Annotated in this window: 11 protein-coding genes and 4 tRNA genes; 7 read left to right on the forward strand and 8 right to left on the reverse strand. The window is 60.9% G+C overall.

The genetic code is table 11. The features are described from left to right. Positions 1-75: 75 nt before the first annotated feature. Positions 76-789: a BamJ family beta-barrel-assembly machinery protein gene (gene bamJ, locus KHO49_RS21555; protein WP_102860775.1), complete on the reverse strand. Its 714-nt coding sequence runs from the start codon at positions 787-789 to the stop codon at positions 76-78. A 267-nt stretch (positions 790-1,056) separates the two neighbouring features. Here bamJ and KHO49_RS21560 point away from each other — a divergent pair, with 267 nt between their 5' ends. After that, a complete protein-coding gene (locus tag KHO49_RS21560; RefSeq protein ID WP_213665804.1) occupies positions 1,057-2,865 on the forward strand; it encodes a di-heme-cytochrome C peroxidase in 1,809 nt (602 codons plus the stop codon). A gap of 29 nt (positions 2,866-2,894) precedes the next feature. Further along, complete coding sequence (locus tag KHO49_RS21565) at positions 2,895-4,031, forward strand: catalase family protein (protein ID WP_213665994.1); 1,137 nt, start codon at positions 2,895-2,897, stop codon at positions 4,029-4,031. A gap of 140 nt (positions 4,032-4,171) precedes the next feature. On the opposite strand, the gene KHO49_RS21570 is transcribed toward KHO49_RS21565, so the two are convergent. The 4 genes from KHO49_RS21570 to KHO49_RS21585 all read right to left on the reverse strand — a co-directional run bounded on the left by KHO49_RS21570 (position 4,172) and on the right by KHO49_RS21585 (position 4,702). Further along, positions 4,172-4,248 (reverse strand) — tRNA-Asp (locus KHO49_RS21570). Between the two features lie 19 nt (positions 4,249-4,267). Next, a tRNA-Val gene (locus tag KHO49_RS21575) sits at positions 4,268-4,343 on the reverse strand. Positions 4,344-4,530: 187 nt separating this feature from the next. Beyond that, positions 4,531-4,607, reverse strand: a tRNA-Asp gene (locus KHO49_RS21580). Between the two features lie 19 nt (positions 4,608-4,626). Beyond that, a tRNA-Val gene (locus KHO49_RS21585) sits at positions 4,627-4,702 on the reverse strand. Positions 4,703-4,862: 160 nt separating this feature from the next. On the opposite strand from KHO49_RS21585, the gene rdgC reads away from it, so the two are divergent. The 3 genes from rdgC (at position 4,863) to sugE (ending at position 7,260) form a co-directional block, all read left to right on the forward strand. Continuing rightward, a complete protein-coding gene (gene rdgC / locus KHO49_RS21590; protein WP_016967448.1) occupies positions 4,863-5,783 on the forward strand; it encodes a recombination-associated protein RdgC in 921 nt (306 codons plus the stop codon). Positions 5,784-5,858: 75 nt separating this feature from the next. Then, positions 5,859-6,836 carry a bile acid:sodium symporter family protein gene (locus KHO49_RS21595; RefSeq protein WP_213665805.1) on the forward strand — a complete coding sequence of 326 codons (978 nt, stop codon included), beginning with the start codon at positions 5,859-5,861 and terminating at the stop codon, positions 6,834-6,836. Positions 6,837-6,942: 106 nt separating this feature from the next. Then, positions 6,943-7,260 carry a quaternary ammonium compound efflux SMR transporter SugE gene (gene sugE / locus KHO49_RS21600; protein ID WP_016967450.1) on the forward strand — a complete coding sequence of 106 codons (318 nt, stop codon included), beginning with the start codon at positions 6,943-6,945 and terminating at the stop codon, positions 7,258-7,260. Positions 7,261-7,323: 63 nt separating this feature from the next. Here sugE and KHO49_RS21605 read toward each other — a convergent pair whose 3' ends face one another. The 3 genes from KHO49_RS21605 to KHO49_RS21615 all read right to left on the reverse strand — a co-directional run bounded on the left by KHO49_RS21605 (position 7,324) and on the right by KHO49_RS21615 (position 11,813). Then, positions 7,324-9,198, reverse strand: coding sequence for an MFS transporter (locus KHO49_RS21605; RefSeq protein WP_110594679.1), 1,875 nt, complete (start codon positions 9,196-9,198; stop codon positions 7,324-7,326). Between the two features lie 83 nt (positions 9,199-9,281). Then, positions 9,282-10,433: a TDT family transporter gene (locus KHO49_RS21610; RefSeq protein WP_110594681.1), complete on the reverse strand. Its 1,152-nt coding sequence runs from the start codon at positions 10,431-10,433 to the stop codon at positions 9,282-9,284. Positions 10,434-10,607: 174 nt separating this feature from the next. Further along, on the reverse strand, positions 10,608-11,813 hold the full coding sequence (locus tag KHO49_RS21615; protein WP_213665806.1) for an MFS transporter: 1,206 nt from the start codon (positions 11,811-11,813) through the stop codon (positions 10,608-10,610). 92 nt (positions 11,814-11,905) lie between these two features. Between KHO49_RS21615 and KHO49_RS21620 the strand changes: the two genes are divergently transcribed. Both KHO49_RS21620 and KHO49_RS21625 read left to right on the forward strand, forming a co-directional pair. Beyond that, positions 11,906-12,451, forward strand: a complete 546-nt coding sequence (locus tag KHO49_RS21620) for a TetR/AcrR family transcriptional regulator (protein WP_102880535.1) — start codon at positions 11,906-11,908, stop codon at positions 12,449-12,451. Between the two features lie 133 nt (positions 12,452-12,584). Further along, positions 12,585-16,058, forward strand: a complete 3,474-nt coding sequence (locus KHO49_RS21625) for a hybrid sensor histidine kinase/response regulator (RefSeq protein WP_102860768.1) — start codon at positions 12,585-12,587, stop codon at positions 16,056-16,058. Positions 16,059-16,062 lie beyond the last annotated feature (4 nt).

A 16,062-nucleotide genomic window follows, 5' to 3' on the forward strand; every position in this document is an offset into this window, starting at 1 on the left:
ATATTTACCAGCAGTGGCCCGCAGAAACGACAACGCCCCGTAAAAACGGGGCGTTGCTTCAGGCGCAGAGACAGGTTACTTGGCGGCGTCCTGCTTGGCTGGATCCTTGATACCCAGCAGCTCCAGTTCGAACACCAGAACCGAGTTGGCCGGGATCGACGGGCTTGGGCTTTGTGCGCCGTAGGCCAGATCGCTAGGGATGTACAACTTGTACTTCTCACCCACGTGCATCAGTTGCAGACCTTCAACCCAACCCGGGATGACGCCGCTGACAGGCAGATCGATCGGGCTGCCACGCTCTACCGAGCTGTCGAATACAGTGCCGTTGGTCAAAGTACCGGTGTAGTGAACCGTGACCACGTCAGTCGACTTGGGCTGAGGACCATCAGCCTTCTTCAGCACTTCGTACTGCAGGCCGGAAGCAGTGGTAGTCACGCCGGTTTTCTTACCGTTTTCCTCGAGGAATTTCTTGCCGGCAGCAGCCGACTCTTCACTCATCTTGGCCATGCGCTCTTCGGCACGCTTTTGCAGCGCGGCAAAGGCTTCAACCAGTTCCTCATCCTTCAGCTTCTGTTCTTTCTTGCCAACGGCATCTTCGATGCCCTGGGCTACCGCTTTGGAATCCAGGTCATCCATGCCTTCTTGGGCGAGGCTCTTGCCCATGTTCAGGCCGATACCGTAGGAAGCTTTTTGCGCCGGGGTTTTCAGCTCTACGCTGGTCTGCGAGTCACACCCCGCAAGTACCAGGCTAACCAGGGCCACCGCCGCCGCCAACCGATGCTGTTTCATGCTATTTCCTTGTTCATGCGCCTAAAGGGCAATCGAATAAAGCCGCGAGCTTATCAGGCGACCACGACCAATGGCTACCGGCGTAAGAGTAGTAAATGTCCGATAAGTTCACGTCTTTAAACACGTTTTATGCTTTGGGGAACGCCCGCTCAGGCGGCTCGGTGAGGCGCTGGAACGAGCGCGAATAACCATAGCGCAAGTAATGGCTACTTGCCGCGTCAGAGACGCTCAGGCATAAGGAAAGCAAATTCGACAAGGACGTACATCTTGCGCCTCATCTACCGTGTATTGCTGTTGATTGCCGTGTTGATCGGCATAGCCCTGGCCGTGGTTGTGTACTACATCGCCAACCCCAAGCTTCCCGACTATGTGCCCGTCGAGCAGGTGCACTATCTGGACCAGTGGGACGCCACCGACCGCCAGACGTACTATTTCACCCCCCAAGGCACTCAGGTCAAAGGCCTGCGCTATGAATGGTTCACCGCCCTGGAGCTGCCCTTCTCCAAGCAGTCCTTTGCAGCGCCGGAGTACCTGGCACGCTTCGGATTCCTGGTTCAGCCCGGACAGAAAGCCACCGCGCAGAATCCCGGCAACCTGCCAGTAGGGTTCGCCCGACACCAGAACCCAGGCAGCCCGGAACAGTACCTGGACATCACCTGCGCCGCCTGCCACACCGGGGAACTGCGCTTCAACCATCAGGCATTGCGAATCGATGGCGGATCGGCGCAACACGTGTTGCCCTCCAGCGTGCCAACCCTGCGCGGCGGCAGCTTCGGCCAGGCGCTGGTAGCCAGTCTGGCCACCACCTACTACAACCCATGGAAATTCGAGCGTTTCGCCCGCAAAGTGCTGGGCGCAGACTATGACGCGCAACATGAACAACTGCGCAAGGACTTCAAGGCCTCGCTGGACACCTTCCTCCGAGTCGCCTGGAACGACACCCATCGTGGCCTCTATCCCACCGAGGAAGGCCCGGGCCGTACCGATGCCTTCGGCCGCATAGCCAACGCCAGTTTCGGCGATGCCATTTCTGCGCAGAACTATCGGATCGCCAACGCCCCGGTGGATTACCCACAACTGTGGGACATCTGGACCTTCGATTGGGTGCAGTGGAATGGTTCCGCACAGCAACCCATGGCCCGCAACATAGGCGAGGCCCTGGGGGTCGGTGCCACCCTCAATCTGTTCGACAGCAACGGCCAGCCCCTCACCGGCGATGCCCGCTACCCGTCCAGTGTGCGGGTTCGCGACCTCAACCATATAGAAGAAACCTTGCAGCGCCTGAAGCCTCCCACATGGCCTGAGGCACTGCTGGGCACTGTCGACAAACCTCTGGCTGCCAAGGGCCGCGACCTGTTCGCCAGCCACTGCGCCGGCTGTCACCTACCGACAGTGAGCGAGAGCAACGGCCGCCCAGTGCAGCAACTGAAGATGCTCCCGGTTTCGGTGATTGGTACCGACCCGAACTCCGCCAGCAACATCGCCGACTTGCGCTATGACCTGAGTGCCCTGCAATGGGACACCGCCGAACTGGCCAAGTCCAACGTCGAACTGCACCCGACGCCCACTGAACCACTTGACCTGAGCCAACTCTCGGCCGCGAAGGGCCTGGCCTATATCACCGCCTTCGTCGAGGAACGTGCCTACCGCGATGCCAAGGTCACTCCCGAGGAACGGCCACGGCTGGATGGCTATGGCCTGCCGATCGGCGTACGGGAGCTGCGTGCCTACAAGGCCCGGCCACTGGCTGGGGTCTGGGCGACACCGCCTTACCTGCACAACGGCTCGGTGCCCAACCTGTATCAACTGCTTTCGCCGCAATCCGAACGCTCCACCACCTTCTATCGAGGCACCTTCGAATACGATCCCAAGCACCTGGGCTATCGCCCGGAAGCCTTCAAGAATGGCTTTGAATTCGATACCCGCATCAGCGGCAACCACAACAGCGGCCACGAATTCCGTGCCGGCCAACGTGGCAACGGCGTCATCGGCCCTCTGCTGCAACCCGAAGAGCGCTGGGCGCTGCTGGAATACTTGAAAGTGCTAGGCGGACCGCTGGAGTCACAACTGCCATGAAACTCGATCTCGCAAGAAAACGACCGTCACTGCTGGCCAGGCTCTGGCTACGCCTCGGTGCATTGCTGGGCAAGACTCTGTTGTTGCTGGCCGGCATCGGCCTGCTGGGCTGGGCCCTGGGCAGCGCCTGGTTCGCCTGGCAGCACCGTGGTCCGGTGGCAGTGCAGGAGCAGATTCCCGCCGATGAAGCCGCACGCACCCAGGACATCATCCAGACCGCCGTACGCATCGTCGATCAACACCGCGAAGGTACGCGCTACCTGCGCGATGCCCACGCCAAGGCTCATGGCTGCGTGAAAGCCGAGGTCCAGGTGCTCAAGGACCTGAATTCGGAACTGCGCCAGGGCGTATTCGCCAACCCCGGCCAGACCTGGCAAGCGACCGTGCGTTTGTCCAACGGCAATGCCTATCCGCAGTTCGACAGCATTCGCGATGCCCGCGGCATGGCGATCAAACTGCTGGATGTTCCTGGGCAACAGCTGATCCCCGCGGAATCGGCGCGACGCGAGCAGGACTTCGTGATGTTCAATCATCCGAACTTCTTCGTCAGCGATGTGGCGGAGTATCAACAAAACATTGCCGCCCAGGCGGATGGCAAGAAAGTCGGCGCCTTCTTCCCTGGCTGGGACCCTCGCAGCTGGCAGATCCGCCATCTGTTCATCGCCTTGGCCACGTTGTCACCAGCACCAGCCAGCCCGACCCAGACGACCTACTTTTCGGTCTCGCCCTACAAGTTCGGTAACGCCAACGCCAAGTTCCGGGTCATGCCGGACCCGGACAGCTGCCCGGCCTACAACTTGCCAGCGCAGAACCAGGACCTGCCCAACTTCTTGCGCAGCGCACTGACCCAGCAGCTCTCCACCGATCGGATGCCAGCCTGCTTCGTGCTGCAGATCCAGCGCCAGGATCCGAGCCGGTTCATGCCGATCGAAGACACCAGCATCGAGTGGAAAGAAAGCGACGCACCGTTTGAAACCGTGGCCCGATTGACGATCCCCGCCCAGGACTTCGACACTCCTGCGCAAAACCTCGCCTGCGACAATCAATCCTTCAATCCCTGGTTCGGCATTGAGGCCCATCGCCCTATCGGTGGTATCAACCGCTTGCGCAAAGCGGTCTACGAAGCAGTCAGTGACTACCGGCACAGCCGTAACGCCGAGCAGTAAGCCCTGAAACAAGAAAAGCGGCCTGCGGGCCGCTTTTTGGGGTGCCGGATTTGCCTAAAGCCAAACCCCAGACAGCAAAAAGCCCGCGTTAGCGGGCTTTCCGTGATGACCTGGCGTTCAGTGTTCCAGGTTATCGAATATGGCGCAGCGGACGGGACTCGAACCCGCGACCCCCGGCGTGACAGGCCGGTATTCTAACCGACTGAACTACCGCTGCGCGTAGCGTTGAAAGTAAGTGGTGGGTGATGACGGGATCGAACCGCCGACATTCTGCTTGTAAGGCAGACGCTCTCCCAGCTGAGCTAATCACCCTTTACCTTCGTTGCGGGGCGCATTATGCCACAGAAATTCTTAAAGTGTTGATTTAATTGATAATTTAATCAAAAAAATCTGAATTCCCATGAAATGCCGCACTACCCACAAACTCTTTACAGCAAAAAGCCCGCGCTAGCGGGCTTTCTGTGGTGACCTGGCGTTCAGTGTTCCAGATTACCGAATATGGCGCAGCGGACGGGACTCGAACCCGCGACCCCCGGCGTGACAGGCCGGTATTCTAACCGACTGAACTACCGCTGCGCGTAACACTGAATGCGAATGGTGGGTGATGACGGGATCGAACCGCCGACATTCTGCTTGTAAGGCAGACGCTCTCCCAGCTGAGCTAATCACCCTTCACGTTCGGTGTGGCGCGCATTCTACGGAGCAGCCCCCACTCTGGCAAGCACTTTTTATAATAATTTTTTCAGGCCTTCCAAAGGCTTAGCGAAGGGTTGGCCTGAGCAGCAGCGAAGAGAATAATGCCCTCCTTTGTATAAAGGAGAGATTCACCCCATGTGGTTCAAAAACCTGCTGATCTATCGCCTGACCCAAGATCTGCCTTTTGATGCTGAGGCGCTGGAAACTGCACTGGCGACCAAACTGGCGCGCCCCTGTGCAAGCCAGGAGTTGACCACTTACGGTTTCGTCGCCCCTTTCGGCAAAGGTGAAGACGCCCCGCTGGTGCACGTCAGCCAGGACTTCATGCTGGTGGCAGCGCGCAAAGAAGAACGCATCCTGCCTGGCAGCGTGGTGCGCGATGCGGTGAAGGAAAAGGTCGAAGAGATCGAAGCCGAGCAGATGCGCAAGGTCTATAAGAAGGAGCGCGACCAGATCAAGGATGAAATCATCCAGGCGTTCCTGCCCCGGGCCTTTATCCGCCGCTCCTCGACCTTCGCCGCCATCGCCCCAAAACAAGGGCTGATTCTGGTCAACTCCGCCAGCCCCAAGCGCGCCGAAGACCTGCTCTCCACTCTGCGTGAAGTCCTCGGCACCCTGCCAGTACGTCCACTGACCGTGAAGATTGCTCCGAGCGCGATCATGACCGACTGGGTCAAGACCCAGAAAGCCGCCGACGATTTCTTCGTCCTTGATGAGTGCGAACTGCGCGATACCCATGAAGACGGCGGCATCGTGCGCTGCAAGCGCCAGGACCTGACCGGCGAGGAAATCCAGCTGCACCTGAGCACCGGCAAGGTGGTCACCCAACTGTCCCTGGCCTGGCAGGACAAACTGTCCTTCATGCTCGACGACAAGATGGTGGTCAAGCGCCTGAAGTTCGAAGACCTGCTGCAGGATCAGGCGGAACAGGACGGCGGCGATGAAGCCCTCGGCCAGCAGGACGCCAGCTTCACCCTGATGATGCTGACTTTCGGCGACTTCCTGCCGGCGCTGTTCGAGGCCCTGGGTGGCGAGGAGATTCCGCAAGGCATCTGACGCCTTGCTCCAATAGCCGCCCCGCTATAGACGCCACCGCCTTCGGTGGCGTTTTCACATAATAAGGAACAGGTCATGCGAGCACTGGCTGCACTGAGCCGCTTTGTCGGCAACACCTTCGCCTACTGGGTACTGATCTTCGCCGTCCTGGCATTCTTCCAACCCGGTTGGTTCATCGGCCTCAAGGGCGCCATCGTGCCGCTGCTGGGCCTGGTGATGTTCGGCATGGGCCTGACCCTGAAACTCGAAGACTTCGCCGAAGTGGCCCGTCATCCTTGGCGCGTCGCCTTGGGAGTGGTCGCGCACTTCGTGATCATGCCCGGGGTGGCCTGGCTACTCTGCCAGGCCTTCCATCTGCCGCCGGAAATTGCCGTCGGCGTGATTCTCGTGGGTTGCTGCCCCAGCGGCACCTCGTCCAACGTCATGACCTGGCTGGCCCGGGGCGACCTCGCCCTGTCGGTGGCCATTGCTGCAGTCACCACCCTGCTCGCGCCACTCTTGACCCCTGCGCTGATCTGGCTGCTGGCTTCGGCCTGGCTGCCGGTGTCCTTCATGGAACTGTTCTGGTCGATCCTGCAAGTAGTGCTGCTGCCGATCGTGCTGGGCGTGCTGGCCCAGCGCGTGCTGGGCCAGCGGGTACAACATGCGGTGGAGGTACTGCCGCTGGTTTCGGTGGTGAGCATCGTCATCATCGTCACCGCCGTGGTGGCGGCCAGCCAGGCAAAAATCGCCGAGTCCGGACTGCTGATCATGGCGGTGGTGATGCTGCACAACAGCTTCGGCTACCTGTTGGGCTATTTCACCGGCCGACTCTTCAAGCTGCCACTGGCACAACGCAAATCCCTGGCACTGGAAGTGGGCATGCAGAACTCCGGCCTGGGGGCCGCCCTGGCCAGCGCCCACTTCTCTCCACTGGCGGCAGTACCCAGCGCCCTGTTCAGCGTCTGGCATAACATCTCCGGGGCCTTGCTCTCGGCTTACTTCCGCGGCATGAGGGACAAAAGCGAGCAAAAACTGGAAACACAACGAGTCGGCAACCGAGCTGAAAACTGATCGACCGAGTCACATTGAGCAGTATACTGCGCAGCGCGAGGACGACCTCGCGACTCAATCGAGTGACTTATTTGTGGGGACGACCCCATCAACCGATGAGGTCAGCATGTCCTGGATCATTTTGTTGTTTGCCGGTTTGTTTGAAGTGGGCTGGGCTGTCGGCCTGAAGTACACCGACGGTTTCAGCCGTCCGCTGCCCACCGCCCTGACCATCCTCGCCATGGCCATCAGCCTGGGCCTGCTCGGTCTGGCCATGAAGGAGCTGCCCCTGGGCACGGCCTACGCCATCTGGACCGGGGTCGGTGCCATTGGCACGGTGATCGCAGGGATCATCCTGTTCGGCGAATCCATGGCCCTGGTGCGCCTGGCCAGCGTGGCGCTGATCATCGCCGGCCTGGTGGGCTTGAAAGTCAGCGCCAGCTGACCGCCGCCGCACAGTAATGAAAACGCCCGCAATGCTGCGGGCGTTTTTGTGTTCACTGCAATCCTAGCGACGACTGCCGCGCAACTGCCCCACCAGCGCCTGCAACTGCGCGGGTTCGGTGGCCTCCACGCTTACGACTGGCCCGGCCACCAAAGTCACTCGTGACCAGAAGCGATGGAAGAACCCTTTGTTCGGGTCGCGACTGAAGAAGCTGCCCCACAAGCCCTGCAGTGCCAGGGGAATCACCGGCACCGGGGTCTCTTCGAGAATCCGTGTCAGGCCGCCCTTGAACTCGTTAATCTCACCATCGGCAGTCAGCTTGCCCTCGGGAAAAATGCACACCAACTCACCGTCACGCAGATACTGGGCAATACGTTTAAAGGCCTTTTCGTAGATTTCCAGATCTTCATGCCGTGCAGCGATAGGAATGGTACCGGCGGTGCGGAAGATAAAGTTCAGCACTGGCAGGTTGTAGATCTTGTAGTACATCACGAAGCGAATCGGCCGGCGCACCGCGCCGCCAATCAACAAGGCATCGACGAACGACACGTGGTTGCACACCAGCAACGCCGCCCCTTCATCGGGGATCTGCTCCAGATTGCGATGCTCGACGCGGTACATGGAATGGCTGAGCAGCCAGATCATGAACCGCATGCTGAACTCGGGCACCACTTTGAAGATATAGACGTTGACCGCGATGTTGAGCAGCGACACCACCAGGAACAGATGGGGAATGGTCAGCTTGACCATGCTCAGCATGACGATGGAAACAATCGCCGACACCACCATGAACAGCGCATTGAGAATATTGTTGGCAGCAATTACCCGGGCCCGTTCATTCTCCGGAGTACGCGACTGGATCAGCGCATACAGCGGCACTATATAGAAGCCACCGAATACCCCCAGCCCCAGCACGTCGAACAACACCCACCAGGCATGCCCGAAGCCCAGCACTTCAAGCCAGCCATGACCATTGACACTCTCCGGGATACCACCGGAATGCCACCACAGCAGCAGGCCGAATACCGTCAGGCCAAAGGAGCCAAACGGCACCAGGCCGATCTCAACCTTGCGCCCCGAAAGCTTCTCGCACAGCATCGAGCCCACCGCGATACCCACCGAGAACACAGTGAGGATCAGGGTCACCACCGTCTCGTCGCCGTGCATCCACTCCTTGGCATAGGCGGGAATCTGAGTCAGGTAGATTGCCCCGACAAACCAGAACCAGGAGTTGCCGACAATCGACCGCGACACCGCCGGTGTCTGCCCCAAGCCCAGACGCAAGGTGGCCCAGGACTGACTGAAGATGTTCCAGTTCAGGCGCATGTCCGGGGTTGCAGCAGCCGCCCGTGGAATGGCCCGACTTGCCAGGTAGCCCGACACCGCGACTCCCAGGATGGCAACCGAGACAATAGAGGCGTAATGAGCCGAGGACATCATGATCCCCGCGCCGATGGTCCCGGCCAGAATCGCCAGGAAAGTCCCCATTTCCACCAGGCCATTGCCGCCCACCAGTTCCTCTTCACGCAGGGCCTGGGGCAGGATCGAATATTTCACCGGGCCGAACAGCGCCGAATGGGTACCCATGGCAAATAGCGCCACCAGCATCAGCCAGAGATGGTCGAAGACGAAGCCCACCGCTCCCACGGCCATGATCGCGATCTCCCCCAGCTTGATCAGGCGAATCAGCGCATCCTTGGCGAACTTCTCACCGAACTGCCCGGCCAGGGCCGAGAACAGAAAGAACGGCAGGATGAACAGCAAGGCACAGAGGTTGACCCAGATCGAGCGATCACCCTCGATGCTCAGCTTGTAGAGAATGGCCAGGATCAACGACTGCTTGAAGATGTTGTCGTTGAAGGCGCCGAGGGATTGCGTGATGAAGAACGGCAGGAACCGCCGCTTGCGGAGCAAAGTGAACTGCGAAGGGTGACTCATCTTCCATGTCCCTGAGTGGCGTGGATACTGTTATTGGAATGTCGAATATCGATCCAGGCCACAACCTTACCTATCTTTGGCGATTATTTCCGTAAGCCCGCAATGCACGGCGAAACAAACAGCTCTCCTTTATAGGCCCCCTGGACTGTACGCCTGGCCACGATCAGCCACATCAACGCCAGGGCCGCTACCAACACCGCACCAAATACGCTGAAGAATCCCAGGTGCAAAGTGCTACCCAGCTTCAAGGTGGCCAGCGAATACACACCCAGCGGGAAGGTAAAGCCCCACCAACCGAGGTTGAAGGGAATGCCCTCGCGCAAGTAACGCCGGGTGATCAGCACCGCCATCAACATCCACCAAAGGCCGAAGCCCCATAGGGTCAGGCCCGCCACCAGCCCCAGGCCGGCGGCAATCTCGCCGACGCCGGACAGGCCATTGGCGGCAAAGATCGCCGGTGCATCGCCCCCCAGCACCAGCATGCCCAGGGCGCCGGTACCGATCGGCCCCAGGGCCAGCCAGCTCGAGGCCGCCATGCTTTCGTGGGGCAATTTGTGCAAGGCCATGCGCAGCAGCAGGATAGTCAGGATGCTGAAAGCCACCGGCAGCGAAAAAGCCCACAACACATAGCTGGTACTGAGCATCACCAGTTGGGCGTGAGCATCCGCCAGATGCGGCGCCAGCAAGCCGCCGCTGGCCGCCGCCACTTCAGCCGCCACCACCGGCAGCAACCAGACGGCGGTCATCTGATCGATGCTGTGCTCCTGCCGGGTGAACATCATGTAGGGGATCAACACCCCGCAAGCCAGGGACATGGCCACGTCCAGCCACCACAACACTTGTGCCAGATGCACCACCGCCTCGCCCCAGCGGGGAATGCCGAACAGCAGTAAGCCGTTGATGATGGTCGCCAGCCCCATGGGAATGGTGCCGAAAAACATCGAGACAGTTGAATGACCGAAAATTCGCCGCGCCTCATCGAAGAACAGCACCCAACGGGCGGCATACATCACCGTGAAGAGCACGAACAGGGCAATGGTCAGCCACCAGAATCCTTCGGCTACCTGATGCAGGCCTGGAACCTGGGCCGGCCACTGGGCCAGCGCCAGAGCCAGAACGCCGGTGCCCATGGTGGCGGCGAACCAGTTGGGAGTGAATTGGCGAATGGCTTCACGGGGGTGTTGCAGATGACTCAAGGGCCGGCGGCCGGCTTTGACGCTGTGGGTGCATGGCATGACGTGTCTCCTGTCCTCTGATGAGGTGGAGCCCATGGTAGAACCTAATCGAATATCTATATAACGGGTAATTTCTCTATCTGTTATCTACTGGATAGATATTAAGTCCGAGGCGCTGCCTTCAAACTCGATCATCAGTACCCAGGATGTTCTTTCAGTGGATGAGCCACACGCTCAATTCCCAGGTGCTGTGCAACATGGTGGCACCGGGCGACGCAGCAGTACCAGAAGAGCGCCGAGGGATAGCAGGATCAGCACGGCCCCATAGCCATCGGTAGTCGCAATCAGGCCGAAGCTGCGGGTCAGGTTGCCCGCCAGCAATGCCGGCAGGCAGAACGCCAGATAACTCAGGACATAAAACGCCGACATCAGGCCCGCGCGCTCATGGGGCAAGGCCAGGGGCATTACGCTGCGCAGCGCGCCAAGAAATCCGCCGCCGAAACCGCTGCCCAGCACCAGGGTGCCAAGGAAGAACAGCATCAGGCTGGCACTGTGCACTGCGCCGAGGATCAGCATCACCCCCACCGCCAACAACCCGGCCCCCAGGCGCAGGACCTTGTCCGCCGGTCGCTGGCGCAGAGAAAAGATCATCACTGCACCACTGAGGGTCAGCACCGCCACCAGAGCGCCGCCGGTCAAGTTCGAGGTTGACCCGGTAGCGGCGCGCACCAGTGACGGGGCCAAGGACAGATAAAAGCCGCCCACAGCCCATACCGCCACATCCACCGGTAACGCCAGCCATAACGCTCGCCGCGCTTGCAGCGGTACATGCAATGTGGGCCGCAACGAGGCCCAGGCGCCAGGTTGCGGACTGACACTTTCCGGCAAGCGCCAGACATACAGGGCCTGGACCACGAACACCCCCAACAGCAACCAGTAACTGAGCTGTAGCGGCAACGGCGCGAACTCCACCAGCAAGCTGGCGCCCATGGCGCCGCACGCCATGCCCAGAAGGGGCGCAACACTATTGACCAATGGGCCTTGCTGGCGATCGGTATCCAGCAACGCGGCGCCGAGTACGCTGGTAGCCATGCCAGTGGCAAAGCCCTGCATCACCCGTGCAGCAATCAGCCACTGCACCCCGCTTTCATTGATAAACAGCAGCATCGCCAGGACATTGAGGAGCAAGGCGGCAAAGATCACCGGCCGCCGCCCCAGGTAGTCCGACAGAGACCCCACCGTCAGCAGGGCGGCCAGCAGACTCAGGGCATAGACCCCGAATACCAAGGTCAGCATCGCCGGAGAAAAATGCAGGGTTTCCTGGTAAAGGTGATAAAGCGGTGTCGGCACGCTGGAGGCCGCCAGAAAACTGAGCAAGGTAATGGCCAGAAACACCAAACTGCGACGGTTGGACACACAGGTGTCGATAGCACCGGACATAAGCACGCTCCACTAAAGCTAATATTTTGCTTTTGCGCAGTGTGCTACCGCCCCGGGCTTAAAGCAAATTCTTTGTGTTAAGGTTCGTTCCCATGGCTATTAAAGAAGCTTTACGCCCAGGCGGCCGTAGCGCCCGGGTTCAGGAATCCATCCATACGGCAGTCCGCCAGCTCCTTGAGGAGCAGGACCGCTCGTCCTTGACCGTGCCGCAGATCGCCACTCGCGCCGGCGTCACCCCCTCGACCATCTACCGACGCTGGGGCGACCTGTCAGCCCTGCTGGCCGATGTTGCACTGGCACGCATGCGTCCGGACAGCGAACCGGCCAACACCGGCAGCCTGCGGGGCGACCTGCGAGCCTGGGCCGAGCAGTACCTGGATGAAATGAGTTCGGAGCCAGGACGCAACATGATGCGCGACGTGCAATGCAGCGCGACTCCAGGCTATTGCGTGACTATCCTCAGCGCTCAATTGCAGACCCTCCTCGAACGCTATCAGGACAGTGAAGAACGCCTGCCGGACGTCGATCGCCTGCTGAACCTGATCGTGGCGCCGACCGTGTTTCGCATCCTGTTCTCCGCCACGCCGCTACCGGTGTCGGAACTCCATGAAATGATCGAGCTTGCCCTGCAACCCTAGCCCGCCCGAACGACCGTCCGGCCCTGCGACATCAGGCCACGCTGATACCTTGGTCGACACTGACGCCAACTCAACATCGTGCCAGACTGTCTGGCCGGGCTGACGTGCCCGGCGTCTTTGCTTCGGAGTTTCCATGTCGTTGTCCAGCGGGCTGATCGCCGCCGTTGCCCTGGCCTATATGGCCATCATGTTTGCCATCGCCTTCTACGGCGACCGTCGCAGCGCGCCCCTTCCGCCGCGGGTGCGGGCCTGGGTGTACAGCCTGTCGCTGGCCGTCTATTGCACCAGCTGGACCTTCTTTGGCGCCGTGGGTCAGGCGGCCGAACAACTCTGGGCTTTCCTGCCGATCTATTTGGGCCCCATCCTGCTGCTGGTGTTCGCCCCCTGGGTGCTGCAGAAGATGGTGATGATCAGCAAGCAGGAGAACATCACCTCCATTGCCGACTTCATTGCCGCCCGCTACGGCAAGTCCCAATCCCTGGCGGTGGTCGTAGCCCTGATCTGCCTGGTGGGAGTGCTGCCCTACATCGCCCTGCAACTCAAGGGCATCGTGCTCGGAGTGAACCTGCTGATCGGCGCCGGAGCCGACGCCATGGGTACCCGCGCTCAGGACACGGCACTGATTGTGTCGCTGATCCTGGCGCTATTCACCATTGTCTTCGGCACCCGCAACCTCGACGCCACCGAGCACCACCGGGGCATGGTGCTGGCGATTGCCTTCGAATCCCTGGTCAAGCTGTTTGCCTTCCTGGCCGTCGGCGCCTTCGTCACGTTCGGCCTCTATGACGGTTTCGACGATCTGTTCAACCAGGCCATGCTCGCGCCCCGTCTGGAGCAGTACTGGAAGGAAACCATCAACTGGCCGTCGATGGTGGTGCAGACCGGGGTGGCGATGATGGCGATCATCTGCCTGCCGCGGCAATTCCACGTCACCGTGGTCGAGAACATCGAGCCCCAGGACCTGCGCCTGGCCAAATGGGTGTTCCCCGCCTACCTGGCCCTGGCTGCGCTATTCGTGGTGCCCATCGCGCTGGCCGGGCAGATGCTCCTGCCCAGCAGCGTGCTGCCGGACTCCTTCGTCATCAGCCTGCCCCTGGCCCAGGCCCATCCCGCCCTGGCCCTGCTGGCATTCATCGGCGGCGCTTCGGCCGCCACCGGCATGGTGATCGTGGCCAGCGTGGCACTGTCGACCATGGTCTCCAACGACATGTTGCTGCCCTGGTTGCTGCGACATAAAAACGCCGAACGCCCCTTCGAAGTGTTCCGTCACTGGATGCTTTCGGTGCGCCGCGTCAGCATCGTGGTCATCCTATTGCTGGCCTATGTCAGCTATCGCCTGCTGGGCTCCACCGCCAGCCTGGCCACCATCGGCCAGATTGCATTCGCCGCCGTGACTCAACTGGCGCCGGCCATGCTTGGCGCGCTGTACTGGAAACAGGCCAACCGTCGAGGGGTGTTTGCCGGACTCGCCGCCGGCACCTTTATCTGGTTTTACACCCTGGTCCTGCCCATCGCTGCCCACAGCCTGGGCTGGTCCCTGAGCAGCTTCCCCGGCCTGGCCTGGCTGCACGGCAATCCGCTGGACCTGCCCATCACACCACTGACCCAGGGCGTGGTGCTGTCACTGGCCGGCAACTTCACCCTGTTCGCCTGGGTCTCGGTGCTGTCGCGCACCCGGGTTTCCGAGCACTGGCAGGCCGGACGCTTCATCGGCCAGGAAATCAGCGGTCGCCTCAGCTCACGTTCGATGCTGGCAGTGCAGATCGACGACCTGCTGAAACTGGCCGCGCGCTTTGTCGGTGAAGAGCGCGCCCGCCAGAGTTTCATCCGCTTCGCCTATCGTCAGGGCAAAGGCTTCAACCCGAATCAGAACGCCGACGGCGAATGGATCGCCCATACCGAACGCCTGCTCGCCGGTGTCCTTGGCGCCTCCTCGACCCGCGCCGTGGTCAAGGCCGCTATCGAAGGCCGGGAGATGCAACTCGAAGACGTGGTGCGCATCGCTGACGAAGCCTCTGAAGTGCTGCAGTTCAACCGCGCACTGCTGCAAGGCGCAATCGAAAACATCACCCAGGGCATCAGTGTGGTGGACCAGTCGTTGAAACTGGTGGCCTGGAACCGTCGTTATCTGGAGCTGTTCAATTACCCCGAAGGCCTGATCAGCGTTGGCCGGCCGATTGCCGACATCATTCGCCACAACGCCGAGCGCGGCCTGTGCGGCCCCGGCGAAGCGGAGGTCCACGTCGCCCGACGCCTGCACTGGATGCGCCAGGGACGAGCCCATACTTCCGAGCGGCTGTTCCCCAACGGCCGGGTCATCGAACTGATCGGCAACCCGATGCCCGGTGGCGGCTTCGTCATGAGCTTCACCGATATCACCCCGTTCCGCGAGGCCGAGCAGGCTCTGACCGAGGCCAACGAGGGCCTGGAACAACGGGTGGCGGAACGCACCCATGAACTGTCGCAACTCAATGCCGCGCTGACCGAAGCCAAGGGCACGGCAGAAGCGGCCAACCAATCCAAGACGCGCTTTCTGGCGGCCGTCAGTCACGACCTGATGCAACCCCTGAACGCTGCACGGCTGTTCTCCGCCGCCCTTTCACACCAGAATGACGGACTCTCTGTCGAAGCCCAGCAGCTGGTGCAGCACTTGGACAGCTCACTGCGCTCTGCCGAGGACCTGATCAGCGACCTGCTGGATATCTCGCGCCTGGAAAACGGCAAGATCACCCCTGATCGCAAACCCTTTGCCCTCAACGAGCTATTCGACACCCTGGGGGCGGAATTCAAGGCCCTGGCCCATGAGCAGGGCCTGCAATTCCGGGTGCGCGGCAGCCGTCTGCGGGTCGACAGTGACAGCAAGTTACTGCGGCGGGTACTGCAGAATTTCCTGACTAACGCCTTCCGCTATGCCAAGGGCCCGGTCTTGCTGGGAGTGCGTCGTCGGGGCGACTCATTGAGCCTTGAAGTCTGGGATCGGGGCCCGGGCATCCCCCGGGACAAGCAGCAGGTGATCTTCGAAGAGTTCAAGCGCCTGGACAGCCACCAGACCCGCGCCGAAAAAGGCCTGGGACTGGGCCTGGCCATCGCCGACGGCCTGTGCCGGGTCCTTGGCCATCCGTTGCAGGTACGCTCCTGGCCCGGCAAGGGCAGCGTTTTCAGTGTCAACGTTCCCTTGGCCCGCAGTAGCGTGGTCGCGCCGGGCAAAGCGGTGGAACTCAACGGGCAGTCCCTCAACGGCGGGCAGGTGCTCTGTGTGGACAACGAAGACAGCATCCTGATCGGCATGAACAGCTTGCTGACACGCTGGGGTTGCCAAGTCTGGACTGCCCGGAACCGCGAAGAGTGCGCGGCGCTGCTCAAGGAAGGCATCCGCCCGCAATTGGCGCTGGTGGACTACCACCTGGACGATGGCGAAACCGGCACCGACGTCATGGCCTGGCTACGCACTCAGTTGGGGGAGCCGGTGCCTGGCGTGGTGATCAGTGCTGATGGGCGTCCGGAGATGATCGCCCAGGTGCACGCGGCAGGGTTGGACTATCTGGCCAAGCCCGTAAAACCGGCAGCCTTGCGCGCCCTATTGAGTCGTCATCTGCCTCTGGGCTGAGCCA

The organism is Pseudomonas sp. RC4D1 (genome assembly GCF_018390395.1).
Classification (GTDB): Bacteria; Pseudomonadota; Gammaproteobacteria; order Pseudomonadales; family Pseudomonadaceae; genus Aquipseudomonas; species Aquipseudomonas danubii.

What these genes read in the sequence shown, in the direction of transcription:
- KHO49_RS21615 (WP_213665806.1), bottom strand. Translation starts at nt 11,813, where the DNA reads ATGTCCGGTGCTATCGACACCTGTGTGTCCAACCGTCGCAGTTTGGTG.
- KHO49_RS21610 (WP_110594681.1), bottom strand. Translation starts at nt 10,433, where the DNA reads ATGCCATGCACCCACAGCGTCAAAGCCGGCCGCCGGCCCTTGAGTCAT.
- KHO49_RS21620 (WP_102880535.1), top strand. Translation starts at nt 11,906, where the DNA reads ATGGCTATTAAAGAAGCTTTACGCCCAGGCGGCCGTAGCGCCCGGGTT.
- KHO49_RS21625 (WP_102860768.1), top strand. Translation starts at nt 12,585, where the DNA reads ATGTCGTTGTCCAGCGGGCTGATCGCCGCCGTTGCCCTGGCCTATATG.
- KHO49_RS21605 (WP_110594679.1), bottom strand. Translation starts at nt 9,198, where the DNA reads ATGAGTCACCCTTCGCAGTTCACTTTGCTCCGCAAGCGGCGGTTCCTG.
- sugE (WP_016967450.1), top strand. Translation starts at nt 6,943, where the DNA reads ATGTCCTGGATCATTTTGTTGTTTGCCGGTTTGTTTGAAGTGGGCTGG.
- KHO49_RS21595 (WP_213665805.1), top strand. Translation starts at nt 5,859, where the DNA reads ATGCGAGCACTGGCTGCACTGAGCCGCTTTGTCGGCAACACCTTCGCC.
- rdgC (WP_016967448.1), top strand. Translation starts at nt 4,863, where the DNA reads ATGTGGTTCAAAAACCTGCTGATCTATCGCCTGACCCAAGATCTGCCT.
- bamJ (WP_102860775.1), bottom strand. Translation starts at nt 789, where the DNA reads ATGAAACAGCATCGGTTGGCGGCGGCGGTGGCCCTGGTTAGCCTGGTA.